This is a genomic window from Streptomyces sp. NPDC050564 (genome assembly GCF_044457265.1).
In the GTDB taxonomy this organism is placed as follows: domain Bacteria; phylum Actinomycetota; class Actinomycetes; order Streptomycetales; family Streptomycetaceae; genus Streptomyces.
Genome location: NZ_JBITGS010000043.1, coordinates 34,044 through 57,547, shown reverse-complemented (window position 1 = coordinate 57,547; position 23,504 = coordinate 34,044). Strand labels below are relative to the sequence as shown.

Annotated in this window: 21 protein-coding genes; 5 read left to right on the top strand and 16 right to left on the bottom strand. The window is 70.5% G+C overall.

What is annotated here, in order from left to right; all coding sequences use genetic code 11:
• Nucleotides 1-97: 97 nt before the first annotated feature.
• The 8 genes from sigJ to egtA form a co-directional block, all read right to left on the bottom strand.
• Nucleotides 98-949 (bottom strand): RNA polymerase sigma factor SigJ, encoded by an 852-nt coding sequence (gene sigJ, locus ACIBK0_RS43385; RefSeq protein ID WP_399093189.1) that lies wholly within the window; start codon nt 947-949, stop codon nt 98-100.
• Nucleotides 946-1,524 (bottom strand): carboxymuconolactone decarboxylase family protein, encoded by a 579-nt coding sequence (locus tag ACIBK0_RS43380; protein ID WP_399093187.1) that lies wholly within the window; start codon nt 1,522-1,524, stop codon nt 946-948. Before ACIBK0_RS43380 ends, sigJ begins: the two co-directional genes overlap by 4 nt.
• 273 nt (nt 1,525-1,797) lie before the next feature.
• A complete protein-coding gene (locus tag ACIBK0_RS43375; RefSeq protein WP_399093185.1) occupies nt 1,798-3,006 on the bottom strand; it encodes a glycosyltransferase in 1,209 nt (402 codons plus the stop codon).
• A gap of 263 nt (nt 3,007-3,269) precedes the next feature.
• Complete coding sequence (locus tag ACIBK0_RS43370) at nt 3,270-3,857, bottom strand: sugar phosphate isomerase/epimerase family protein (protein ID WP_399093182.1); 588 nt, start codon at nt 3,855-3,857, stop codon at nt 3,270-3,272.
• A gap of 351 nt (nt 3,858-4,208) precedes the next feature.
• Complete coding sequence (egtD, locus tag ACIBK0_RS43365) at nt 4,209-5,171, bottom strand: L-histidine N(alpha)-methyltransferase (protein WP_399093179.1); 963 nt, start codon at nt 5,169-5,171, stop codon at nt 4,209-4,211.
• Complete coding sequence (gene egtC, locus ACIBK0_RS43360) at nt 5,168-5,959, bottom strand: ergothioneine biosynthesis protein EgtC (RefSeq protein WP_399093176.1); 792 nt, start codon at nt 5,957-5,959, stop codon at nt 5,168-5,170. The genes egtD and egtC overlap by 4 nt, the downstream gene beginning before the upstream one ends.
• Nucleotides 5,959-7,302: an ergothioneine biosynthesis protein EgtB gene (gene egtB / locus ACIBK0_RS43355; protein WP_399093173.1), complete on the bottom strand. Its 1,344-nt coding sequence runs from the start codon at nt 7,300-7,302 to the stop codon at nt 5,959-5,961. Before egtB ends, egtC begins: the two co-directional genes overlap by 1 nt.
• Nucleotides 7,299-8,633: an ergothioneine biosynthesis glutamate--cysteine ligase EgtA gene (gene egtA / locus ACIBK0_RS43350; RefSeq protein WP_399093170.1), complete on the bottom strand. Its 1,335-nt coding sequence runs from the start codon at nt 8,631-8,633 to the stop codon at nt 7,299-7,301. The genes egtB and egtA overlap by 4 nt, the downstream gene beginning before the upstream one ends.
• A gap of 257 nt (nt 8,634-8,890) precedes the next feature.
• On the opposite strand from egtA, the gene ACIBK0_RS43345 reads away from it, so the two are divergent.
• From ACIBK0_RS43345 to ACIBK0_RS43335, 3 genes are all read left to right on the top strand, one after another.
• Complete coding sequence (locus ACIBK0_RS43345) at nt 8,891-9,721, top strand: TIGR02452 family protein (protein WP_399093167.1); 831 nt, start codon at nt 8,891-8,893, stop codon at nt 9,719-9,721.
• Nucleotides 9,722-9,857: 136 nt separating this feature from the next.
• Nucleotides 9,858-10,700 (top strand): class I SAM-dependent methyltransferase, encoded by an 843-nt coding sequence (locus tag ACIBK0_RS43340; protein ID WP_399093164.1) that lies wholly within the window; start codon nt 9,858-9,860, stop codon nt 10,698-10,700.
• Between the two features lie 210 nt (nt 10,701-10,910).
• Nucleotides 10,911-11,564 (top strand): maleylpyruvate isomerase N-terminal domain-containing protein, encoded by a 654-nt coding sequence (locus ACIBK0_RS43335; RefSeq protein WP_399093161.1) that lies wholly within the window; start codon nt 10,911-10,913, stop codon nt 11,562-11,564.
• Nucleotides 11,565-11,742: 178 nt separating this feature from the next.
• On the opposite strand, the gene ACIBK0_RS43330 is transcribed toward ACIBK0_RS43335, so the two are convergent.
• The 4 genes from ACIBK0_RS43330 to ACIBK0_RS43315 form a co-directional block, all read right to left on the bottom strand.
• Entirely contained in the window at nt 11,743-12,597 is an 855-nt protein-coding gene (locus ACIBK0_RS43330; RefSeq protein WP_399093158.1) for a carbohydrate ABC transporter permease, read from the bottom strand.
• Between the two features lie 2 nt (nt 12,598-12,599).
• Complete coding sequence (locus ACIBK0_RS43325) at nt 12,600-13,598, bottom strand: carbohydrate ABC transporter permease (RefSeq protein WP_399093155.1); 999 nt, start codon at nt 13,596-13,598, stop codon at nt 12,600-12,602.
• A 64-nt stretch (nt 13,599-13,662) separates the two neighbouring features.
• A complete protein-coding gene (locus tag ACIBK0_RS43320) occupies nt 13,663-15,006 on the bottom strand; it encodes an ABC transporter substrate-binding protein (protein WP_399093152.1) in 1,344 nt (447 codons plus the stop codon).
• A gap of 84 nt (nt 15,007-15,090) precedes the next feature.
• On the bottom strand, nt 15,091-16,110 hold the full coding sequence (locus ACIBK0_RS43315; protein ID WP_399093149.1) for a LacI family DNA-binding transcriptional regulator: 1,020 nt from the start codon (nt 16,108-16,110) through the stop codon (nt 15,091-15,093).
• Between the two features lie 181 nt (nt 16,111-16,291).
• Here ACIBK0_RS43315 and ACIBK0_RS43310 point away from each other — a divergent pair, with 181 nt between their 5' ends.
• Nucleotides 16,292-17,668 (top strand): mucin-1, encoded by a 1,377-nt coding sequence (locus ACIBK0_RS43310; protein WP_399093146.1) that lies wholly within the window; start codon nt 16,292-16,294, stop codon nt 17,666-17,668.
• A gap of 210 nt (nt 17,669-17,878) precedes the next feature.
• Here ACIBK0_RS43310 and ACIBK0_RS43305 read toward each other — a convergent pair whose 3' ends face one another.
• The 4 genes from ACIBK0_RS43305 to ACIBK0_RS43290 form a co-directional block, all read right to left on the bottom strand.
• The gene (locus ACIBK0_RS43305; protein WP_189185576.1) at nt 17,879-18,325 is read right to left on the bottom strand and encodes a type II toxin-antitoxin system PemK/MazF family toxin; all 447 of its coding nucleotides are present in this window, start codon (nt 18,323-18,325) and stop codon (nt 17,879-17,881) included.
• Nucleotides 18,326-18,438: 113 nt separating this feature from the next.
• Complete coding sequence (locus ACIBK0_RS43300) at nt 18,439-19,929, bottom strand: SPFH domain-containing protein (protein ID WP_399093142.1); 1,491 nt, start codon at nt 19,927-19,929, stop codon at nt 18,439-18,441.
• 176 nt (nt 19,930-20,105) lie between these two features.
• The gene (locus ACIBK0_RS43295; protein WP_399093139.1) at nt 20,106-20,330 is read right to left on the bottom strand and encodes a hypothetical protein; all 225 of its coding nucleotides are present in this window, start codon (nt 20,328-20,330) and stop codon (nt 20,106-20,108) included.
• Between the two features lie 477 nt (nt 20,331-20,807).
• Nucleotides 20,808-22,271, bottom strand: a complete 1,464-nt coding sequence (locus tag ACIBK0_RS43290) for an amidase (protein ID WP_399093136.1) — start codon at nt 22,269-22,271, stop codon at nt 20,808-20,810.
• A gap of 169 nt (nt 22,272-22,440) precedes the next feature.
• Here ACIBK0_RS43290 and ACIBK0_RS43285 point away from each other — a divergent pair, with 169 nt between their 5' ends.
• A complete protein-coding gene (locus tag ACIBK0_RS43285; protein WP_399093133.1) occupies nt 22,441-23,475 on the top strand; it encodes a LacI family DNA-binding transcriptional regulator in 1,035 nt (344 codons plus the stop codon).
• The last annotated feature ends 29 nt before the right edge of the window (nt 23,476-23,504 follow it).

Sequence of the window (23,504 nt, the reverse complement as noted above, 5' to 3'; positions counted from 1 at the left end):
ACTGCCTGTCCACGGGGGGTACCCCCCGGGGGGGAGGTGTGTGTTCGGGGCGGTACCACCCCCCCGCAACACACACGACGTCAGAGCAGCATCGGGCCTACCTGGCGAGTTCGGCCGGTTCATCCAGCCGCGTCAGTTTCCGCGGGTTCGCCATCGCGTGGATCCGGGTGACTTTCCCGTTCTCCACCACGAGGCTCACCGCGGCCAGTCGGCCGTCCATCTCGATCCGGCCCGCAGGTGCACCGTTGAGCCACACGGCCGACACCACCCGGTCCGGGCGAGCGAGCAGATTCGCCACGAGTTCGGCCCCGTGGACCGGAGCCGGAGCGGCGGCCGCAAGCCCGCCGCCGTCGGCGATCAGGACCACGTCCGGTGCCATGACGTCCAGCAGTTCCTGCAACTGGCCGGTGCGCAGCGCGGCAAGGAACCGCTCCACCACGGCCTGCTGCTCCGACCGGCTCACCGGCACCCGCGGCCGTCGGGCCGCCACGTGCTCGCGGGCCCGCCGCGCGATCTGCCGCACCGCAGCCGCGGACTTGCCCGTCGCCTCGGCGATCTCGCCGTACGGCATTTCGAAGACCTCGCGGAGCACGAATACCGCCCGCTCCGTCGGCCCGAGCGTCTCCAGCACGGTCAGCATCGCGATCGAGACGCTCTCCGCGAGCTCGACGTCCTCGGCGACGTCGGGGCTGGTCAGCAGCGGCTCCGGCAGCCACTGGCCGACGTAGTCCTCGCGGCTGCGCGACATCGTCCGCAGACGGTTGAGCGCCTGCCGTGTGACGGTTCGGACGAGGTAGGCCCGCGGGTCCTGTACCTGCGAGCGGTCGACGTCGGCCCATCGCAGCCAGGACTCCTGCAGCACGTCCTCCGCGTCGGCCGCCGAGCCGAGCATCTCGTAGGCGACCGTGAACAGCAGGCTGCGATGGGCGACGAACGGGTCCTGAGTCATGCCGTCGACGCCACGCCGGAGGTCTCAGCACGCCCGGCCAGCGGAATCTCGCAGGCATCGGAGTAGCCCTGCGACGTGATCCCGTGCGCCGTATTGCACCTGGTCGCCAAGTTGGCGAAGCCGATGAACACGGTGAGTTCGACCAGCGCCGCCGGGCCGAGCCGGTCGAGCAGACGCTTCGACAGCTCGTCGGTGACGGTCGGCGGCGTGTTCGTCATGGCCTCGGCGTACTCGAGAACGTCGCGCTCCAGCGGCGTGAACACCTCCGCCTGCCGCCAGCGCGGCACCTGGCTCGCCTTGGCCAGGTCCAGGTTCTGGTTCAGCGCGTGGAAGTAGTTGATGTCGAGGCACCAACTGCAACCCACCTGTGCCGCGACGGCCATGTGCGCGAACGTCTTGAGGCTCGCGTCGGCCGCGTCCAACGCGCCCATCTTGGCGGAGAACTCCTGGTTGGCCTCGGCGAGCTCGGGGTTGTTCCACAGCACCTCGACGGGCTCGGGCACGGCACCGAGCACCTTGATCATGTTTTCGCGGAGCTCGGCGGGGAGCTCGGCCTTCGGGACGCGTAGCGTCATGGTGTCCTCCTTGTACGTGTGCCTGTTTGACCGTTCGGCATGAAGACACCGCCGGACCCGCGCATGTGACAACCGGGCCGAGGAGCAATCCGAGACCCGGGACCTTCAGCACCTCACACTGTGGCTAGGTGCGCGCCCTGCCGGGCGAAGGCGTGGCAGAACCGTGGTTCCCCGACGCCTTCGCCGCGGTCGAACGGACCTGCCGGCCTTGCACGTCGGGGTCGAGTCCCCAGGCGCGGACCCACGTCGGCGTGATCCGGACGACCTCACGGTTCATGAACCGCTGACCGCGTCGAGCAGCAGCTTCGCGGCCACCGTCGCCCCGTCGGTGCGGATCGTGCCGGCCACGGCGGCCGCTCGTGCGCGGGTGTCGGGGGTCAGGGCCGTCCTGAGCGCGGCCGACAGGGACTCGGTGGTCGGCGTCGGACCGTCGTGTGCCGCGCCGATGCCCAACGCGGCCGCCCGGCCGGCCCAGTACGGTTGGTCCGCCGCCTGGGGTACCACCACCTGGGGCGCGCCGGCCCGGGCAGCCGTCGTCGTCGTGCCCGCGCCGCCGTGGTGCACGACGGCGGCCACCCGGCCGAAAAGTGCCTGCTGGTTGACCTCGCCGACGACGAAGCAGTCGTCCCGGTCGTCGATCAGGGCCAGGTCCGCCCAGCCGCGCCCGACGAGTGCGCGGCGGCCCTGCGCGCGGATCGCCTCGATGGCCACCCTGGCGATGTCCTCCGAGACGCGGCGCATGCTGCCGAAGCCGACGTACACCGGTGGTGCACCGGCGTCCAGGAATGCCACCAGCTCGTCCGGGAGCGGGCGTTCGTCCGGCAGGATCCACGCACCTGTGTGCACGACGTCGAGGTCCGAGGTCTCCTGCCACGGGCCCAGGGCCGGGTCCGTGGCCAGCCACGGGTGGTCGGTGAAGATGAAGTTGCGGACGTCGTCCACCGGAGGCAGACCGATCGACGCCCGGTGGGTGTTGAGCGCCTCGCCGTGCAGCGCGTTGAAGCTCTGGGCGTTCAGGTCCCACAGCACCCCGTTGTCGGTCACCTCCGGTGGCACCGACTGGCCCGGCAGCAGCATCGTCGGCGGCGCGTGGTGCGGCGACGGCAGCAGGAACGGGCAGAAGGTCGCGTACACGTAAGGGATGCCCAGCTTCTCGGCCGCCGACCGCGAGGCGAAATGCGCCAATCCGGTTGCCAAGAGGACGTCACATCCCTCGGCTGCCGCGGCGACGGGGTCGAACTGCGCGGCCAGCTCGGACACGCGCCGGGAGGCATCCGCCGCCGACGACGGTGCCACCATCGTGCCCATCGGCGGGCCGACCGGCACCAGCGGCACGCCGACACCGGCCAGCAGCTCGGCGAACTCCTTGTCCGGCGGCGCGCACATCCGCACCTCCGCGCCGAGTGCCCGCAACTGCATCGCGAGTCCCACGAGCGGTTCGACGTCCCCGCGCGACCCATAGGTCGACAAGAACACACGCATTTCGCGACTCCCGTTTCCGCAGATTCTGGCGTCGGTCGGCGATTCTGCGGTATGACCCGGGCGTTGCCGCAAGCCCCCCGGTGCGCTATACGTTGAGGTTGGAAAGGAGTGGGTGACCTCCTTTCCTTCTCCCTTTGTCGTCCGCTGCGGACGGACAGCCTCCTCGCGAAGCGGCACACCGCGCACCTGCGGCGGTGTGTCGGCCCACGCCGATAGAGACGTGGGCCCCCGGTCGGCGGGAACGGGGCCAGTTCTGCGGGTGGTCAGAGGGCTGCCGCGGCGCTGTGCAGGTTCTTGGCGGCCAGGGCGAGGTCTTCGGTCTGGGAGTAGGCGGCGTCCTCGTGCTCGATGTTGACGGCCATGTCGGGGTTGATCTCGGCGAGGGCGCGCAGGAACTCGGTCCAGAAGGGGACGTCGTTTCCGAGGCCGACGGCGACGAACTTCCAGGCCGGGTTCTCCGGCCAGGCGTTGCACCAGAAGCCGTAGCCGGTGGGCACCTTGCCGGGTGCCTCGGCGGGCACGCGGGCGAACGACGTGTCCGGAGCACCACGGATGTCGGCGCCGGGGCAGAGCGTCGCGTTCTTGGCGGCGGCGTGGAAGACCAACGGGCCCAGCCACTTGATGGAGGCGACTTTGTCCATGCCCTGCCACATCAGGTGGGAGGGGTCCATCTCGGCGCCGATGTCGGTCGTGCCGGCCTCGTCGACCAGCCGCTTGAGGGTGACCGGGGAGAAGACGAGGTTGTGGGGGTGCATCTCGATGGCGACCCGAACGTCGTTCTCCCGGGCCAGCGCGTCGATCTCCTTCCAGATCTCGACGGCCACGCCCCACTGGTAGTCCGGGACGTCCATGTAGACGCCGTCCCAGGGGTTGACGATCCAGGAGGGGTACTTGGCGTCGGGGCCGCTCGCCCTGGTCGGGGCACGGACAGTCGATGCTGTTCGCCGGCCTGTTCCGCAGCGTGCTCGCCGAGCACGTCGTACCGGCGCCTCTCGACTCGGCGGAGACGTGACCCAACTGCGGCTCGGCCACATGCCGATGCCGGTCGCCGGCATCGGGCGCCGGCGGTATCCGCTTGCGGCGCCCGATGCCGACCAGGTTCAGCACCCGGGCGGTCTCCGACACACAGAGATGATCACGGTGACAGGGGCCTCAGTATGTGACCACTGTCGTCCGCAGTCACAGTTGCCGGGTCACCCGGATTACCCGGCCGTGCTCAGCGACAGCGCGAAGCGGCCCTCCTCGTCCGTCCACCAATGGGTCAACTCGAAGCCCGCGTCGGCCAGTTCACCGCTCACGCCCTCCTTGCGGAACTTCGCCGAGATCTCGGTGCGCAGTTCCTCGCCGTCAGCGAATTCGACGACGAGGTCGAGGGCGGGGATCTTCACGGTCTGCGCGGCCTGCGACCGCAGGCGCATCTCGATCCACTGCTGCTCGGCGTCCCAGAGGGCGACATGGTCGAACGCGTCGGGGTCGAAGTCGGCGCCGAGCTCGCGGTTGACGACGGTCAGCACGTTCTTGTTGAACGCGGCGGTCACCCCGGCCGCGTCGTCGTAGGCGGCGACGAGGACCGACTCGTCCTTGACGAGGTCCGTGCCCAGCAGCAGCGCGTCGCCCGGTGACAGCAGGGCCCGTACAGATGCCAGGAACGTGGCGCGCTCGGCGGGCAGCAGATTGCCGATCGTGCCGCCGAGGAAGGCCACGAGCCGCGGCCCGGGCGTGCCGGGAAGCGTGAGACCACCGGTGAAGTCGGCGATCAGCGCGTGCACACTGAGGTCCGGATGCTCGGCGATCAGCGCCTGCCCGGCCTGTGTGAGGGCGCTCTCGCTGACGTCGACGGGTACGTACGTGTGCAGCTCGGCCAGTGCTGTGAGCAGATACCGAGTCTTCTCCGACGAGCCCGAACCCAGCTCGACGAGGGTGCGCGCGCCGGTCGCCCGGGCGATCTCGTCGGCGCGGGTGATCAGGATCTCGCGCTCGGCGCGCGTGGGGTAGTACTCGGGCAGTTCGGTGATTTTCTCGAAGAGTTCGCTGCCGTAGGCGTCGTAGAACCACTTCGGCGGAAGCGTCTTCGGCGTGCGGGTGAGGCCGTGCAGGACGTCCGCGCGCAGCGCGGCCTCCGTGGCGTCCTCGGGCAGGGTGCGGGTGAGAAGGAACGGACTCACGTACGGGGCTCCTTCGATGGTGCGGATGCCATGTCGTCGGTCATGTCCTTGAGCGGGGTGAGCAGCACCTCGGTGCGGCTCGCCGTGAGGAGTGTGCGGTCGGGGACCTCCTGCCAGTTCGGATCGTCGTCGTAGGGCTCGGAGGCCACGACGGTGCGGCGTCCGGGTTGGGTGAGATACCAGAGGGTGTCGCCCCAGGCGGTCGCGGTGATCGTGTCGCCGTTGGTGAGCAGCAGGTTGAGCCGGGATCCGGGGGCCGCCTCGGCGACCTCCAGGACCGTGTCGGCCAGTGCCTGGCTCTCGTCGTCGCCGGCGCGCAGCCGGTGCAGGACCAGCGCCCATACGAGCGCCGAGTCGCAGCGGGCCTCCAGTGACAGCAGCTCCACCGCCGGCAGGGTCGGGGCGAGCGGGGCGAGGGAGCCGGGCCACCCGAGCACGGCGCCGTTGTGGCTGAACAGCCAGGGGCCCGCGGCGAACGGCGCCGCCGCGGCTTCCCCGTCCGCGCCCGCCACGGTCGCGTCCCGCACCGCCGCGAGCAGGGCGGATGCCTTGACGACACGCGCCAGGTCGGCGAAGGACTGATCACCCCAGATGGGGCCGGTACGGCGGTACCGGGCGGGCTCCGGGTCGCCCTCGGCGTACCAACCGACCCCGAAACCATCGGCGTTGACCGTCCCGTAGCGCTGTCGCCGTGGTGCCCACGACTGCCGGTACAGGCTGTGCGGTGGTTCCACGAGGAGCGCGCCGAGCGGCTCCTCGGGTCCCAGGAACGCCAGATGACGGCACATCAGGAACTCCCGGTCCCGGCGTCCCGCGCCGTACGGAAGCCGGAGAAGATCTGCCGCCGGATCGGGTAGTCCCAGTTGCGGAACGTGCCGCGGCAGGCCACCGGGTCCACCGCGAACGAACCGCCGCGCAACACCTTGTACTCCGGCCCGAAGAAGACCTCCGAGTACTCCCGGTAGGGGAAGGCCACGAAGCCCGGATAGGGCTCCAGATCGCTCGACGTCCACTCCCACACGTCGCCGATCAACTGGCGTACGCCCAAAGGCGAGGCGCCCGCCGGATAACTGCCGGCCGGGGCAGGACGCAGATGGCGCTGGCCGAGGTTGGCGTGCTCGGGGGTGGGGTCGGCGTCCCCCCAGGGATAGCGGGTGGAACGGTCGGACGCCGGGTCGTGGCGGGCCGCCTTCTCCCACTCGGCCTCGGTGGGCAGCCGCCGCCCCGCCCAGCGCGCGTACGCGTCCGCCTCGTACCAGCACACGTGGAGCACCGGCTCGTCGGGTGGGACGACCTCGGTGACACCGAAGCGGCGCCGCAGCCACTGCCCGCCCTCACGGCGCCAGAACAGCGGCGCCTCGATGTCGTGGGCGCGGATGTGGTCCCAGCCCTCCGCGGTCCACCAGCGCCGGTCGCCGTAGCCGCCCTCCTCGATGAAGGCCTGGTACGCGGCGTTCGTGACCGGCGTGGTGTCGATGAAGAACGACGGGACCATACGCCGATGCGCGGGCCGCTCGTTGTCCAGCGCCCACGGCTCGGTGGACGTGCCCATCACGAACGGGCCGCCGGGCACCAGGACTTCGGCGGGACCGGTGAACAGCGGCGCCGGCGCGGGATCCGGTGCCGTCAGGGCGGCCGGTCCCTTGCGGAGCTGATGCGTGATCAACATCGTCTCGTCGTGCTGCTGCTCGTGCTGCGCGATCATCCCGAAGGCGAAGCCCGCCTCGGTCAGCCGCGTGCCCTGGAACGCGGTGCTCTCCAGGACGTCCAGCGCCCGGTCGCGCACCTCGGCCGCATACCGGCGGGCCTCGGTGGGCGGCAGCAGCGGCAGCGAGGGCCGCTCGGCGCGCGAATGTTCGAACGCGTCGTACAGCCCGTCGATCTCGGGACGCATCGCCTCACGCCCCGCGACCGCGCGCAGCAGCCACAGCTCCTCCTGGTTGCCGATGTGCGCGAGGTCCCACACCAGCGGGGACATCAGCGGCGAGTGCTGTGCGGTCAGTTCGGGCTCTTCCACACAGGACGTGAGAAGCGCGGTGCGGTCGCGGGCCGTCGTGAGCGCCTCCAGCGCGCGATCCCTGAGCGACTCCGGGTCCGTGAGTGATGCGGGGAGGGTTTCGGGGGCGGTCATGTGCGGATGTCCTTCCCGTGGAACTGACCGTGCGACCGGCCGTGAGATCGACCGTGGGATTGGCCGAGGGGTTGACCGTGCAGTTGGCCGAGCAGATCGTCGGCGGGGCAGCGGCCCCGGCCCACATAGCGGTCGGTGAACTCCGCCACGGCGTCCAGGACTTCGGTGGTGGCACCGAGCCGGGGCAGAGCCTCGGCCGCCGCCGCGAAAAGGGTGACGGCGGCTTCGCGCAGCTCCGGGTCGGCCAGGCCGTTTCGCGCGGCGTCCTGCCACAGCGGGTTGCACGGGGCCGGCTGCGAGTCCGCCCGCTCGGCGAGGGGCTTGACGGTCCGGTAGGCGGTCTCGGCGGCCTCCGCGTCGTCGAAGAGAGCCGCAGTGACGGCGAGCGGAACGATCCACCCGTCATCGCCCGGCTGCGCGTCGATCATGCGGAGTTCGAGATGGCCGCGCGGACGCACCGGCGGGAACAGGGTCGTCAGGTGATAGTCGAGGTCCGCCCGGTCCGGTGGCGCGTCGGACCGGGTCCACTCCCGGAACGTCATGCCCTCCGGTACGCGCCAGGGGCCGTCCGGCGCCCGTACGCACATCACCGGCGCGTCCAGTACGCGACGGGCCCAGGCGGCGCGCGGCTCGCCGCCCAAGGGAGGCGCGCTGGACCGCCCGGGGTCCATCGCCGCCCACAGCGACTGCCGCGTGGAGCGCCAGCCGGTGTGCCGCCCGTGGGCGAGGGGAGAGTGCGCGAACGCGGCCACCAGGACCGCGCCCAGCTGGTGCGCCAGCCACCAGCGGCGCCCGTGCCCGAGCGGTCCCGGCTCCTCGTACCCGGCGTCCAGGCACACCTGGACGGAGGCCGAGCTGCACATCATGGCGCGGCCTTCGGGTCCCGCGCGGTCGAGGCACCGCTCCATGGCGTCGTAGCGCGGCTCATGGAGGAACCGGCTCGGGGGGTTCCAGGGATCGTGGCCGTAACCACTGAGGCCGAGACCCGCCTCGCGCAGCGTCGCGCGTACGGCGTCGAGGTCGGCCGAGACGGACCCGATGCACTCCATCAGGGAGGCGGCCGGAGCGGAACTGAGCTCCAGCTGGCCGCCGGGTTCGACGGTGAGCGCCGAACGCAGAGGCAGGGCCCGCAGTGCGGCATATGCCGCTTCGAGTCGTTGGGGTGGTACCGGGAACTGCGGCAGCCGCAGCTCGTGGACGAGCCATTCCACTTCGACACCGAGGTAGCGGGGTGGACCGGTCTTGAAGCAAATGCCACGGACCAGCGCCTCCACCTCGGCCTCGGTGACGGCGGAGCGGCGCTCCGTACAGTCACTCACCGAATCGGACATGTCGGGATCCTCCTGAGATTCCACCATGTCGCCGGCCCGGCGACTTGTGGGCCGAACCGGCAATTGCTCGTCCCACCCAAGACCCTCACGGCGGTTCGCACAAGAGTGCAGATCGTCGCTGCCGGGACCGGGAAACACTGTTTGCGGAGCCGCGAAACTCTGTTGCGCCGCACGACCAGCATCGCTCACGATGCGTTCATGAGCACGGCGGGGGAGATCGCACGGGGCGCGCTCATGGCGTGTACGGGGGTCGCGCCATGAGCGCGCGCCTGCGCGCGATCGCGCAGCAGACGGAGGAAATCGTCACGGCGGGGGCGTACCGCGCGTCCGACGGGCGTGAGGTGCCGATCGCCGCGGCGGTCGAGGCCGCCCGGGCCGGAACGCGGATGCATGGACCGGAGCCGGTGGGGACACCGTCGGTCACTCCAGTCGACACTGTGTTCGAGGTGACCGGCGAGAGCAGTCTGGAGGCCGCTCGAAGGCTCGCCTTGGACAGCGGCCCCTTCGCCGTCCTGAACTTCTCCTCGGCACGCAATCCGGGCGGTGGCTATCTGAATGGCGCGCAGGCCCAGGAAGAGGCCCTGTGCCGGGCCTCCGCGCTCCACACGTGCCTCCTGCGGGCCCGGGACTTCTACGACCACCACCGAGCCCACCGCGACCCGTTCTACACGGACCGGGTCATCCACTCACCCGCCGTGCCCGTCTTCCGCGACGACCGCGGCCGACTCCTCGACGAGCCGTACACGGCCGGATTCCTGACCGCCGCGGCACCCAACGCGGGCGTGGTCCTGCGCACAGCCCCGGAGCGCGCGCCCGAACTGCCTCGGGTCCTCGCGGGTCGCGCGGAGCGGGTCCTGGAGACCGCCGCTGCCCATGGCTACCGGCGGCTGGTGCTCGGCGCGTGGGGTTGCGGGGTCTTTCGGAACGACCCCGCGCAGGTTGCCGAGGCGTTCAAGAACCTGCTGGTCAAGGGCCGTTTCGAGGGGTACTTCGAGTACGTGGTGTTCGGGATCCTGGACCGCACGGCGGGTGGGGCGACCCGCACGGCGTTCGATCAAGCGTTCGCATCTGCGGCAAGGGCCTGTTGACGCGCCCCCTTTCGGGCTGTGGCTGAGCGACTCTACGGGCTGTGGCTGAGCGACCGAGTGCTTCAACCCCGGTCAAGCCGTGGAATCATCGGGCCGCCGGATCGGCACATGATCTCTGTGAGGAGGGGCGGGTGACGTGGCCACCGACTGGGAGTGGGACGACACGTTGTTCTCGGGCACGGCCGCCTACTACCGGCGCGGGAGGCTCCCATACGCCCCCGGGTTGGCGGACGCGCTCGCAGATGTTCTGAAGCTCGACGGGCGAGGACGCCTCATCGACGTGGGATGCGGACCCGGCATCCTTGCCCTGAGCCTGGCGCACTTGTTCAGTGAGATCGTCGGAGTGGACCCGGACGGCGAGATGATCGCCGAAGCCCGGCGTGGGGCCGCCGAGCGCGCTGTCACCGGGAAGGCGCAGTGGGTCCAGGGCCGGGCCGAGGAACTGCCCGCAGATCTTGGCACGTTCACCGTCGCGACCTTCGGACAGTCCTTCCACTGGATGGATCGCGACCTGGTGGCGGCAACCACCAGGGACATGCTCCAGCCCGGCGGGGCGCTGGTGCACATCTCGGACTTGAAGACGGAGACCCGAACCGTCGACGATCTGCCCTATCCGGCAGTGCCCCGTGCGGCGATCGAGGAGCTGGTCAGGCACTACCTCGGACCGGTCCGACGAGCCGGCCGGGGCGTGCTGCCGCAGGGAACACCCGGCGGTGAGGCCGCGGTGCTCGCGCGGGTGGGCTTCTCCGGTCCGCAGCGCCAGGTCGTTGCCGGCGGACAGCCGCTTGAACGCACGGCTGACGACGCCGTCGCGGGAGTGTTCTCGATGTCGTTCTCGGCTCCGCACCTGTTCGGCCCGCGCCGCGACGCATTCGAGGCAGACCTGCGGCGGCTGCTGCGCGACGTCTCCGCGTCGGGCCGGTTCTCCGAACGTCTGCCGAGTACCGAGGTCTTCGTCTGGTGGAACGACCCCCGCTGAGCCGGCACCTCTGCCGGCCGCGTGAACCCCAGCAGGCCGACTCGTTCGAGGTCAGCCCACTCCACGAGGCAGGGCTCGGCGCGGGGCGGCGGAATTCCCCGTACCCCGGAGCCGAGGGTGCCTAGCCGGGTGACGGTGCGGTCGACGACGTGAGCGACGACCGCGATGGTTTCGATCGCAGCGGGAGCAGGGCGCTGCTAGCTTGCCGCCGTGGATCTCTTCTCACTCTCCTGGACAGCGTTGCGCACAGCGGTCGCCGAACTCGCGGACGAGGACTTCGCGCGGCCGTCCGGCTGCACCGGCTGGCTCGTACGGGACTTGGTGTGCCACCTGATCATCGACGCTCAGGACGTCTTGATCACCCTCGTCACCCCCGCCGAAACGGAACCGACCCGGGACGCGGTGACCTACTGGGACATCCTTGAAGTCCCGGCCGCCGACGACCCGCTCGACGCGCTGATCGTCCGCCTGGCGTCCGCGTACGAAGAGCCGTGGCTGCTCAAGTTCCACCTCGACGACGTCGGTTCGGCCGCCGGTCGCGCCGCCGAACTCGCGGATCCCGCGGTCCGGGTCGGCACCCGCGACGAGGTGCTCACCGCGGGCGACCACCTCTTGGCGTACGTCCTGGAATGGACGCTGCACCACCTGGACCTGATCGCGCACCTCCCGGACGCGGCGGAACCGCCCGCTGAGGGGCTAGCCCGGTCGCGCGAACTGCTGGAGAAGATCGCCGGTGCGGAGTTTCCCTCGTCGTTCACCGACAGGGACGCGCTGCTGATCGGCACCGGACGGCGCGCCCCGGCCGAGGCGGAGAAGGCCGAACTGGGTGACTTGGCCGCGAAACTCCCGCTCGTCCTCGGCTGATCGGTCCGGCGGATGATCGTCCCGCCGAACGGGACAGCATGGGGGCGGAGAAGGAGAGGGTGAGGGGCCAAAGTCCGGGGCACACGGCGACCGCGCTCTGAACTACGAAGCTGAGCGAGGTGTCGGGCTACAGCTCAGCCGCCCACGGTGGCAACTGCCTTTCCGCCGGAACGGATCCTCAGCCCTTGACGGCGGAGCTGGCGACACCTTGGACGAACCAGCGTTGGAAGAAGGCGAAGACGATCAGTACGGGCAGCACGAGCAGGACGCCGAAGGCGAGGGTCTGACCCCAGTCCTGGGGCAGCTGGGCCTGGAAGACGCTCATCTCCAGCGGCAGCGGGCGTACCGAGGGGTCGGAGACCATCAGGACCGGCCAGAGGAAGGAGCCCCACTGGGTGAGGAAGGTCAGGATCGCCACGGAGGCGAAGGCCGGCTTCGACATCGGGACGACGATCGCGAAGAAGGTGCGCCAGGGACCTGCGCCGTCGATGCGGGCGGCTTCCTCGATGCTCGGCGGGATCGAGCGGAAGAACGTGTGGAACTGGTAGACCGAGAAGGCGTTGGCGATGAAGGGGAGCGCCAGGATGTAGAGCGTGTTGCGCTGGTCGTTGAACATGTAGAACAGCGGAACGGCCACCGACTCGAACGGGACCAGCATCAGCAGCAGGACGAGGGTGAAGACCGCGTTCCGGCCACGCCACTTCAGCCGTGACAACCCGTACGCCGCCATCGAGTTGACGAACAGGCCGCCGGTGACGACGACGAACGCGAGCAGCACTGAGATGCCCATGAAGCGCCAGAAGTGGCCGGTGCTGTCGGAGTTGAGGCTGTCGAGGACGGCGGTGTAGTTGTCGAAGGACAGGTGGGTGGGGAGGAAGCCGGACAGGCCGTTGAGTACTTCGTCGGACGGCTTGAGGCTGCCGATCAACAGGTAGAGGACGGGCAGCGCGAAGGTGAACGCCAGGACGGAGAGGACGGCGTAGTCGAGGAAGCGGCGCAGGGGTGTGCGGGTGAGGCCCGTGTTGGTGCTCATGGTCAGTCCTCGTTGTCGGGCCGGACGACGCGGCGCTGGATGAGGGTCAGGGCGACGACGATCAGGAAGAAGACGACGGTGATCGCGGATGCCTGGCCGACGTTGTTCTGGTCGAAGGCGGTGGTGACGGCCTGGTACATCACGGTGCGAGTGGCGTCCTCGTTGAGGCCGCCGCCGCGGATGAGGACGTAGACCTGGTCGAAGACGCGGAAGGAGAGCACCGAGGTGAGCATGGCGACGAAGACGAGAGTGCCGCGGATGCCGGGCAGGGTGACATGGCGGAACTGCTGCCAGCGGGAGGCCCGGTCGAGTTCGGCGGCTTCGTAGAGCTCGCCCGGGATCTGCTGGAGGCCGGCGAGGAGGATGACCATCTGGAAGCCGACGCCCTGCCAGATGGACAGCACGATGATCGAGGCCATCGCGGTGGCGGAGTCGCCGAGCCAGTCGAAGGCGCCCCAGTTGCCGAAACTGACCGCGTGCAGCGCGGAGTTGAGCATGCCCTGGTCGCTGCGGGCGAGGATGAGCCGCCAGATCACGGCGACCAGCGCCATCGGGAAGACGACCGGCATGAAGAAGAAGGACCTGAACAGACCGATCGCCTTCAGCTTGCGGTTGAGCAGGATCGCCAGCCCGAGTGCCAGAGCCGTCTGGACGGGGACGACGACCACGGCGAAGGTCAGGTTGTTGAGCAGGGCCCGCAGGAACGGGCCGGACAGGTCGGGGTCGGTGAACAGCCGCCGGTACTGCTCCAGGCCGAAGAAGGACGGTGCGAGCGGGGAGCCGAGGCGGACGTTGTAGAAGGAGAGGACGACGGCATAGCCGAACGGGATGCCGACGAAGGCGATGAGTCCTGCGACGGCGGGCGTGGACATGAGCAGTCCGTGCAACCAGTCGCGGTTCTTGCGCACGGAGCGCGCCGGACGCGCGGGCTTGACGGCGGTCACGGGTGGGGACTTCTCCCGAGCGTGGGGCGCGGCGTGCGCCGGTTCGACGGATGTCACGGATGGGTCCTGTTCCCGGCGGGGGCGGGCGCGGCACAAACGGGCCCGCCCCCGGCCGATGGTCCTACGGGATCTTGTAGCCGGCGTTGTCGGAGAAGTCCTGGTCGATGGCGCGAGCGGCCTTGGACAGGGCGCTCTTCGGGTCGGCGCCGCCGTAGATCGAGTTCAGAGCCTCACCGAACTTCGTGGTGATGGTGGGGTATCCGGCGGTCACCGGGCGGGTGACGGCGACACAGGACTTGGTGATGTCGCTGTCGCCGCAGGGCTTGGCGAGCTGGTCGGCGAAGAGCTGGAGCGGGCCGCCCTGCTTGTACAGAGAGCTCGCGGCGAGTGCCGACTTGGTCGCGGGCGGGGCGCCGTTGGCCGTCGTCATCGCGGAGACGTTGGTGTCGTTGAGCAGGTAGTCCATGAACGCGCCGGCGGCCTTGGCGTTCTTGCTGTCGGCGCCGATGCCCCACGCCCACGAGCCCTGGCCGGTCTTGGGGCCGTTGCCGAAGTCGGGCAGCGGCAGCACGACGAGGTCGTCACCGAGGGCCTTGCTGTAGGCGGGGTACATCCAGTGGCCGACCCAACTCAGGGCGACGCGGCCCTTGGTGAAGGCGTTGCCGTCGGTGTTGGGGTCGACGTACGTCTTCCAGGACTGGAAGGTCTTCAGCGCCGACACGGCTTTCGGCGAGTCGAGGGCGCCTTCCGCCTTGCCGTCCTTGAGCAGCGAGCCGCCGGCCGACGAGACGATCGGGGCGAAGCCGTAGGTGCCCCACTCGGTGGTGAGTCCGTTGTTCTCCTGGATATCGAGGGTCTTGCCGTCGGAGTCCTTGTCCTTCAGCGCCTTAAGCGCGGCGGTGAACTCGTCCGCCGTCCAGGCGTCGTCCACGCTCGTCGGGTACTTCACCCCGGCCGTGTCCAGCAGCTTCTTGTTGCCGTAGATCCCCAGGCCGGAGTCGTACATGCCCAGGCCGTAGTGCTTGCCGCCGATCTCGCCCTGCGTCTTGCCGGCGTCGGTGGCGTTGGCCATCGTCTTGGAGGAGACGTAGTCGTCTATGGGGGCGAGCTTCTTGTTGTAGACGAAGTTCGCCATGGTCGGGCCGTCGAACTCCATCACGTCCGGCAGCTTGGACGCGTCGGTGGTGGTGATCGTCTTGGTGTAATCGTTGCCGGGCAGCAGCTTTAGCTCGACCTTGATCTTGCTCTGCGAGGAGTTGAAGGACTTCACCGCGGCCTGCAGCGCCGCGTCCTCGCTCTTCTGGCCCTGGTGGGCCCAGACGTTGATGGTGCCCTTGCCGCTGCCTGCCTCCGCGGAGGCGTCGGTGCCGCCGCCCCCGCCGCAGGCGGCCAGTGCCGCCAGGGGCAGGGCGAGAGCCAGGCCCGTACAGGCTGTGCGGCGGTACTTTCTGCTGGTCGAGCTCATGTGTGTGCCTCCGTGCTGTGGCGAGGGTTTGTGGTGCGGGCGTGCTTTCGAGGCGTGGGGGTGTGGGCCTCAAGGGAGGTGGGTCTACTGCGGCCCGCGCGGACGGGGCGGGGCGGTGGTCTCGCGCAGGACGAGCCGGATGGGCATCTGCACATGCCCCGGTGGTGCGGCGTCGGGTTCGTCGAGCTGGCGCAGCAGCAGCCGGGCGGCCTCGGCGCCCTGCTCGGCGACCGGCTGGGCGACGGTGGTCAGTCCCAGCACGTCGGCGAGTTCGTGGTCGTCGAAGCCGACGACGGACACGTCGTCCGGCGCCTTGAGCCGGTGGCGGCGCAGGGCGCGCAGGGCGCCCATCGCCATCTCGTCGGACTGTGCGAACACGGCGGTCGGCGGGCGGGATGCGGCCAGCAGTTCGGTCATGGCCCGCTCGCCGCCCTCGACGGTGTAGTCGCCGTTCGCCTCCAGGGCCGCATCGTGCTCTATCCCGGCGTCGGCCAGGACGTCCAGATAGGCGTTGCGGCGCTCGATGGGGGTGGTCCAGTGCAGCGGGCCGCTGGCCCCCGAGATCATGCCGATGCGGCGGTGGCCGAGGTTCACCAGATGCCGTACGGCGCTTTCGGTGCCGGCCCGGTCGTCGATGCCGACGACGGTGAAGCCGGGCCGGGGGCCGCCGACTGTGGTGGCCAGCGGCACCCCCAGTGAGCGCAGTGCGGCCGACTCCTCTTCGTCGGGGATGAGGAGCGTCAGCACCGCGTCCACTCGCTTGCGGACAGGCAGTTTGGTGAAGAAGCGCTTGCGCGTTTCCGGCGAGCCCAGGTTGTACAGCAGCACGTCGTATCCGGCGGCGCTGAACACCTTCTCGGCGGAGTCCAGCACGGTGCCGAAGAACCAGCGGCCGACATACGGGACCAGGACGCCGATGGTGTAGGTGCGGCCGCTCGCCAGGCTGGAGGCGGAGCGGGAGGCGGTGTAGCCGAGCTGGGCGGCGACGGCCTTGATCTGGTCCCGCACCTCGTCGGACACGCCCGGCCGGCCGCGCAGGGCGCGGGACACGGTGGACGCGGAGACGCCGGCGGCGCGGGCGACGTCGTTGATGCTGGCCGTCACGGCTCAGTTCCTCCCGTTGATTTCACGGCGGTGTGATCTGTGGGTGACGTGACCGTAAACCCGCCTACCTTGTTGCGCAAGCGTTTGCGTTCATATTTACTTGGTCCGATTCCAAAGAGAGTCCGTTTTGATCGATGGTCAGCGCATGCGTTTGGGCGCTGTGAGCCGACAGGAACTGCGCATGCGATACGCCCCGCCCGGCCTCTGCGTGAACGACTTCGCCCTGCTGCGGGACGAGGACGGCACGTACGCGGTGCTGCACCTGCAGGGGCCCTGGACGGCTGAGTTCGACCATCTGCGGATGGAGACCTCCTATGGCCGGGCCACCTCCACCGACCTGGTCGGCTGGCAGCCGCATGGCACCGCCTTCGGGGTCGGCCTGCCCGGCCGCTTCGACCAGCAGGCGGTGTGGACCATGCACCCCGTTCGGCACGGCGACGGCATGGCGATGTTCTACACCGGGGTGAGCGGGCTGACGCCGGGCGGCTGGCCGCTCCAGTCCGTCGGCCTCGCGTACTCCGACCGCACCGACGGCACCGGCTGGCGCCGCCACGGCACCGGACCGGTCGTCGAGGCGGACTCGCGCTGGTACCGCACCGGGGAGCAGATGGCCTGGCGCGATCCCTTCGTCGTACGCGACGACGAGACGGACGGCTGGGTGATGGTCGTCTGCGCAAGCGACGCCTCCCTCCCGGTCGAGGTCGGCGGCTGCGTCGCCTGGGCCACCTCCGACGACCTGGAGCACTGGACCGTCCACCCGCCGCTCATCTCACCCGGCGACGTCGACGAGTTGGAGTGCCCGGTCCTGGAACGCCTCGACGACGGAAGCTGGCTGCTGCTCGGCTCCATCGGCGCGACCCGGGGCTTCGAGTCGTGGACCGCCCCGAGCCTGCGGGGCCCCTGGACTCGGCGCGGCTCTCTCGGTCCGACCGGTTCGTACGCCCCTCGCGTCATCGCCGCGCCCGACGGCTCCCGAGTCGTGCTGCACACCACCCCCCGCCAGGTTGGCCTCACCGACACCGGTGACCGCTGCCGCGGCATGCTCGCCCAGCCCAAGTCCCTTGTCGTACAGGAGGGTTCGGCGCCCCGCCTCGAATGGTGGCCCGGTTTGGACGCCTGGCTCGGCGAGGAGACCGACCAGCCAGCCCTGCACGCCGTCGGCGACATCGACATCACCGGGCCCGTCGACATCACCCTGCGCACCGACACCCCCGGCAGGGGTCGATCCGTCCTTGCCGTGGCCTGCGACGGCAAGAACCTCTGGATCACCGGCCCTGGTGGCACCCGCATCGGCGAGACCATCCTGGCCGAGCCCCCCGCCACCCTGCGTATTTTCACCGTCGGCGAATACGTCGAGGTCTACGCCGACAACGTCTTCGCCCTCACGACCCTGTGCTACTCCGGGCATCCCGCCCTGTGGACAGCCGTCACCGAAGAACACAGCCGTGCGATCCCGGTACGCCCGATCCGGCTGCCCGGGCCCCACCGGGACGACGCCTCGGCCGTCTGGCCCGGACCTCAGCTCCGGCATCGTCGAAGGCCACGTCAACAGAATTGAAACGATCAAGCGTCAGATGTGCGGCCGCGCCTCGTTCACCCTGCTCAGAGCCCGCATACTCCTCCAGCCGTAGATGTCACGGACACGCGGCCACAACCAACTGCCGCACAGTCACAGAGGCGCGGGGCTGTGACATATACGGCTCGGCCACGTGAGCGCGACCAGCCGCAACGGACCCGCGGTGTCTTCATGGCCCCGGAAACGCGGAGTTCACCGCCACCCGTACCGCTCCCGCAACCGGTGCACGACCGAATTGAACCGCATCCGATCCAGCGCACACGCCTCCCGCCGCATCCCCTCCTCGTGCAGCCGCAGCACGCGATCCACGTCCACCCACGAGTCGCGCCCGGACCGGTCCCACGGACCGGAGCCGATCGGCACCCACTCCCGGTCGCCGTCGTGCCGCTTGCTGGAGAGCTGCACGGCGAGGAAGGTTCCGGCGGCCTCCCGGGCGACGACGAGCACCGGACGGTCCTTGCCCCGTCCGTCGTTCTCTTCGAAGGGCACCCACGTCCAGACGATCTCACCAGGATCGGGGTCGCCGTCATGCGCGGGGGAGTACTCCGTCCGCACCCGGCCCACCTCGCGGGGCTCGGCCTCGGTGGTCGCCGTGGGCCCGTAGCGGCCGGGCACGTCTTCATCGGTAAAGGCAGTCACGGGGGCCACGTTAGAGCCTGTGTCCGACGGCTCGCCGACCAGGGCCGTACACACGCGACTTCGGGCGTACGGAGATCAACTCCCGTACGCCCGAAGCGTCACGTCTCAGCTGTTCACACCTCGTCCGTCTCCACCGGCACCTTCTCCGTACGCGGCGGCACGAATCCGTTGAGCCCGGCCTGTGTGCCGCTGCCCGCTGATCCGTTCTGGTTCATCGACGCGAGCAACTGGCGTGCCAGGCCGAGGCCCGTACCGCCCATGGTGAGCGCCTTGGCGAACATGTCCGACATGCCGTCGGCGCCGTTGAGCAGGACCATGTGCTCGACGTTGCCGAACGCGCTCGCGCCCGCCTGGACGATCTCCGGCCAGTTCTCGGCGAGTTGCTGGGCGACCACGGCCTCCTGGTTCTCGGCGAGGGCGGCTGCCCGCGCCTTGATGGCCTCGGCCTCCGCCAGACCCTGCGCACGCGTCGCCTCGGCCTCCGCCAGACCCTTGGCCTGAGCGGCTGCGGCCTCGGCCTCACCCGTGGCGCGGGTCGCCGTCGCGGCGGCCGCACCCCGGGCCTTGGTCGCCTCGGCCTCGGCGTTGGCGGCTGTCGTGACCCTGGTCGCCTCGGCCGCGGCCGCGAGCTCGGTCTCCCGTGCGTTGGCCTGCGCGGCCGAGATCCGGGCATCGCGCTCGGCCTCGGCCCGCGCGCGGATCTCGTACGCCTTCGCGTCCGCAGGCTTGCGGACGTCCGCCTGGAGCTGCTGCTCACGACGGTGCGCCTCGAGTTCGGCGACGCGCGTCTCCTGTACGACGACGTCCTGCTGGGCGGCGGCGAAGGCGAGCGGTCCGGCCTGCTGGGCCTTGGCGGCCGCCTTGTCGCGCTCGGCCTGGTAACCGGCCTGCAGGATCTCGCTGTCCCGGGTGGCCTCCGACATCCGGGCCGCGGCCTGCTGCTCGGCCTCGGTGGCGAGACGATTCGCCTCGGCCTGTGCGATGCGCGCGTCCCGCTGGACGGCGGCTGCGTGCGGCATGGCGAGGTTCTTGATGTACCCGGTCGGGTCCTCGATCTCGTGGATCTGCAGCGAGTCGACGATCAGACCGAGCTTCTCCATCTCCGTACCGCACGCGGCCCGGGTCTGGCCGGTCAGCTTCTCGCGGTCGCGGATCATGTCCTCGACGGTCAACCCGCCGACGATGGACCGCAGATGACCGGCGAACACGTTGTGCACCCGCTCCGACATCATCTTCTGCTGGTCGAGGAAACGACGCCCTGCGTTGGCGATCGACACGAAGTCGTCGCCCACCTTGAAGATGACGACGCCCCGCACCTTCAGCGGAATGCCCTGGGTGGTCACGCAGTCCACGTGCAGCTCGGTCTCGTTGAGGTCGAGCGAGATCTTGCGCACCGCCTGCACGCCCGGCAGCACGAGCGTGCCGCGCCCCGTCACGATGCGAAATCCCATGCCCTCTTCAAGGCCTTCGGTCCGATGCTTCGAACCGGAGATGATCAGTGCTTCGTTGGGCTCCGCGACGCGCCACATGAGCTTGAAGACCACAACGATGAAGATCAGTGCGAGGACAACCGCCCCCGCCACGACGCCGACAACCATCGGCATACGCCCCCTTTGCATGGTGCCCTATCGGCACCGAACGAACGGGAGTGTGCTCCTGCGCAAGGCCGGGATCCAGACGCGGACGAATCCTTGTTGCAATCTTGACGCGGACGGCTCTCACCTGGGACGGGACCCGCACAGACGAGCTGTCAACTGTCGTCCGCCGCGCAGACGAGCTGTCAACTGTCGTACGCCGCGGAGACGTAGACGGTCCGCGGCGGCAGATACTCCACCACCATCACGACCGTGCCCCGCTCGATGCGCTCCTTCGCGGACGCGGGATACGCGAGGAAGTGCTCGGCGCCACCGCGCACCCGGACGATCACCTCGCCGACGAGCCCGGGTCCGACCGTGCCGGTCACCCGCCCCATCAACCCGACCATCGACGCATCGTCCATGGTCACAGACTAACGACCGGCAACGCGGTGAGTCTGTGTCCGCGACGGGAATGACGGCGCATCAACCTTCGTCGACGGTCGACTCCGGTCCTTGGGGCAGGTGTCGGATGTCGTGCGGGTGACTGTCCGCGCGCAGACGCGCGGCGCCTCCGCGGCGGTGTCGCCGGCCTGGCTGCGCGCCCGTGAGGGCACCGTGGTGCTCATCCTCGGCTGCCCGGCGGGTGGAACACCTGGCCGACAACCTCGCCGGCCTGGAGGCGGCGCTCGCCCCCGAACACCTCCGCGCGCTGGACGAGGTCTCGGCCCCGGCCTTGGGCTACCCGGCACCGATGCACGGCGAACTGCGGGCGATGCCGCAGTTCGCGGGCACTACCGTCGACGGTGCGGCGTCCACCGTGTATCCACCGTTGCTGCAGAGCGCCGTCCGCTACCGAGGATGCGGGCAGGACGCCCGCTGTTGCCCGTCGCAGGGCTGGAACTCGCTCATGCCGCCGGAGAGTTCGCCGGAGCCTCGTGCGGCGGCCACTGTTCGTGCCAGCGCAGATCCGCCTCCAACTGGGCCGCCAGCGACACCAGAAGCTGCTCGCTGTTCGCCGGTCCGAGCAGTTGGGCGCCGACGGGCAGCCTTCCCCCATGGTCCGGGCCTCGCTCGGCCAGGGAGGTGCCCCCATCCACGAAGCCCGCGGGGACGTTCACACCGGGCCACCCCAGGATGTTCCACGGCCAGGCGTACGGGCAAGCGGCGATCATGGCCCGGTCGGTGCCGAGGCCGCCGAGGTTCACCATCGAGCCGATCCGTGGCGGGGGAGCGGCGGTCGTCGGCGCCAGCAGCACGTCGTAGGTGTCGAAGAGCGCGCCGATCCGGCGGTGCAGCGTGGCCTCCGCCCGGCGGGCCGCCCGCAGGGGCGCGCCGCCGAGCAATCGGCCGAGGCGGGCGGCGTCGCGGGTGCGCCGGTCGAGGAGATCCGGGAACGGCACGTCGCGCACCCGCTCGGCGAGGCCGACGGTCGCGCGCGGGATGAAGGTGAGCCCGATCTGCCCGTACCGCGGCTCCGCCTCCTCCACCTCGTGCCCGAGCGCCGCGAGCCGCTCCGCGAGCGCGAGGACTTTCGCCCGTACGGCGGGGTCGAGCCGGGCGGGCAGGGCGGTGAACGGCGGTTTCAGCGACAGCGCGATCCGCAGCCGGCCCGGGTCGCGGCCCACCGCGTCGGACACGCGCAGCGCGGCCGGGCGGTGCAGATCGCCGTCGTGGTTGCCGCTCGCCGCGTCCAGCAGCAGGGCCGCGTCGGCGACCGTGCGGGCGAGCGTTCCGTTCACCGTGATGCCCTGGAAGGACTCCGGGCGCGGCCAGGTCGAGATCCGGCCGCGCTGGGGCTTGATCCCGATCAGATGCGTCCAGGAGGCCGGAATGCGCACCGAGCCCGCGCCGTCCGAACCCAGCGCCGCCGGGACGAGCCCTGCCGCGACCGCCGCCGCGGAGCCCCCGGACGACCCGCCCGGGGTGTGGTCGTGGTGCCAGGGATTGCGGGTGGCGCCGAAGGCGGGCCCCTCGGTGAAGGGCCACTGGCCGAGCTCGCAGGTGTTGGTCTTGCCGATGACGACGGCTCCGGCGACCCTCAGCCGGCGTACGGCCTCCCCGTCCTCGACCTGGGGCGGGAAGTCGCCCCGGCAGCCGAACGCGGTCGGCTCGCCCGCCACGTCCATGTCGTCCTTCACCGCCACCGGGACCCCGAGCAGCGGCCGTCGCACCCCAGCCGCCAGTTCCTTGTCCGCCGCGTCGGCCTCGGCGAGCGCCGCCTCGGCGCGCACCACCCGGAAGGCGTTCACGGTGGGCTGAGTCGCCTCGATCCGGGCCAGCGCCCGCTCGACCACCTCGCGCGCGGTCACCTCACCGTCGGCGAGGGCGCGAGCACACTCCGCCAGGCCTGTGGCACGGTCGGGAGCCATCCGGGACACCTCCGAAGCACGTCGTCTACCGAACGGTAACCTCCGGAAGGCCTCTGCGGTACGGGAAGCGTGAGTTCCCTTGCGGAAGCGGGAGTTCCGCTGCCCTGGGGACCCGAAGCTCCCCCGGCGCAAAGCGGCGCGCCGTGCTTCTGCAAGGATGCGCTACGTCATGGTGCAGATACCGAAGCAGTCCGCCCCGCCGTCGCCCGCACAACGACCCGTGCCGACGAGTGCCGATGTGGCCCGCCTCGCGGGCGTCTCGCGCGCGACCGTCTCGTACGTCCTGAACAACACCAGCGCCGTCCGGATCAGCGAACCCACCCGGCGCCGCGTCCACGAGGCCGCCAAGGAGCTCGGGTACGTCCCGCACGCCGCCGCCCGCAGCCTGCGCGCCGGGCACAGCCGCATGGTTCTGATGCCGGCGCCGTCCGTGCCCGTGGGCCCTCTGTACAGCCAGTTCTTCAACGAGCTCCAGTGGGCCCTCAGCCGTCTGGACTACACCGTCGTGCAGTACGGCAGCGTCGGCCTGCACGGCGACGAGGCGGCCCGCGTCTGGGCGGAGCTGCGCCCGGTCGCCGTCCTGGTGCCCGGCAGTGGGCTCGGCCCGCAGGGCGTGGCCGTCCTCAAGCGCTCCGGTGCACGGGCCGTCGTCACGCTGGGCCCCGAGGGCGTCGAGGGCGCGCACGCGCTGCTCATGGACCACGACCGGGTCGGCCACTGCGCGGGCGCCCACCTGGCGGCCCGCGGCCGCCGCCGCATCGGTGTCGTGGTACCCGAGGAAGCGGGCCTGGAGATCTTCTCCCAGCCCCGTCTCGAAGGTGTGCGCCGCGCCCTGCACGGCACGGACGCGTCGGTGACCGAGCTGCCGCTGGCCTACGAGGAGGAGGCCGCCGCCCGTCTCGCGGCCCGCTGGCGCTCCCTCGGCCTCGACGCCGTGTTCGCGTACAACGACGAGTACGCGATGCTGCTGATGCGCGCCCTGCAGGACGAGGGCATCGGCATCCCGGACGAGACGGCCGTCATCGGCGCGGACGACCTGATGCTCGGCCGGCTGCTGCGGCCCCGGCTGAGCACCGTCCACATCGAGCTGCCGTCCGGACGGGACCTGGCCGAGCTGGTCGACCGCGCGGTGCGGGAACCCGGCGCGACGCCCGAGACGCACGAGGTGCTGGGCGCGCGGGTCGTGCATCGCGACTCGAGCTGAGAGAGGCTGTAACCGGTCCCCGGCCGGAC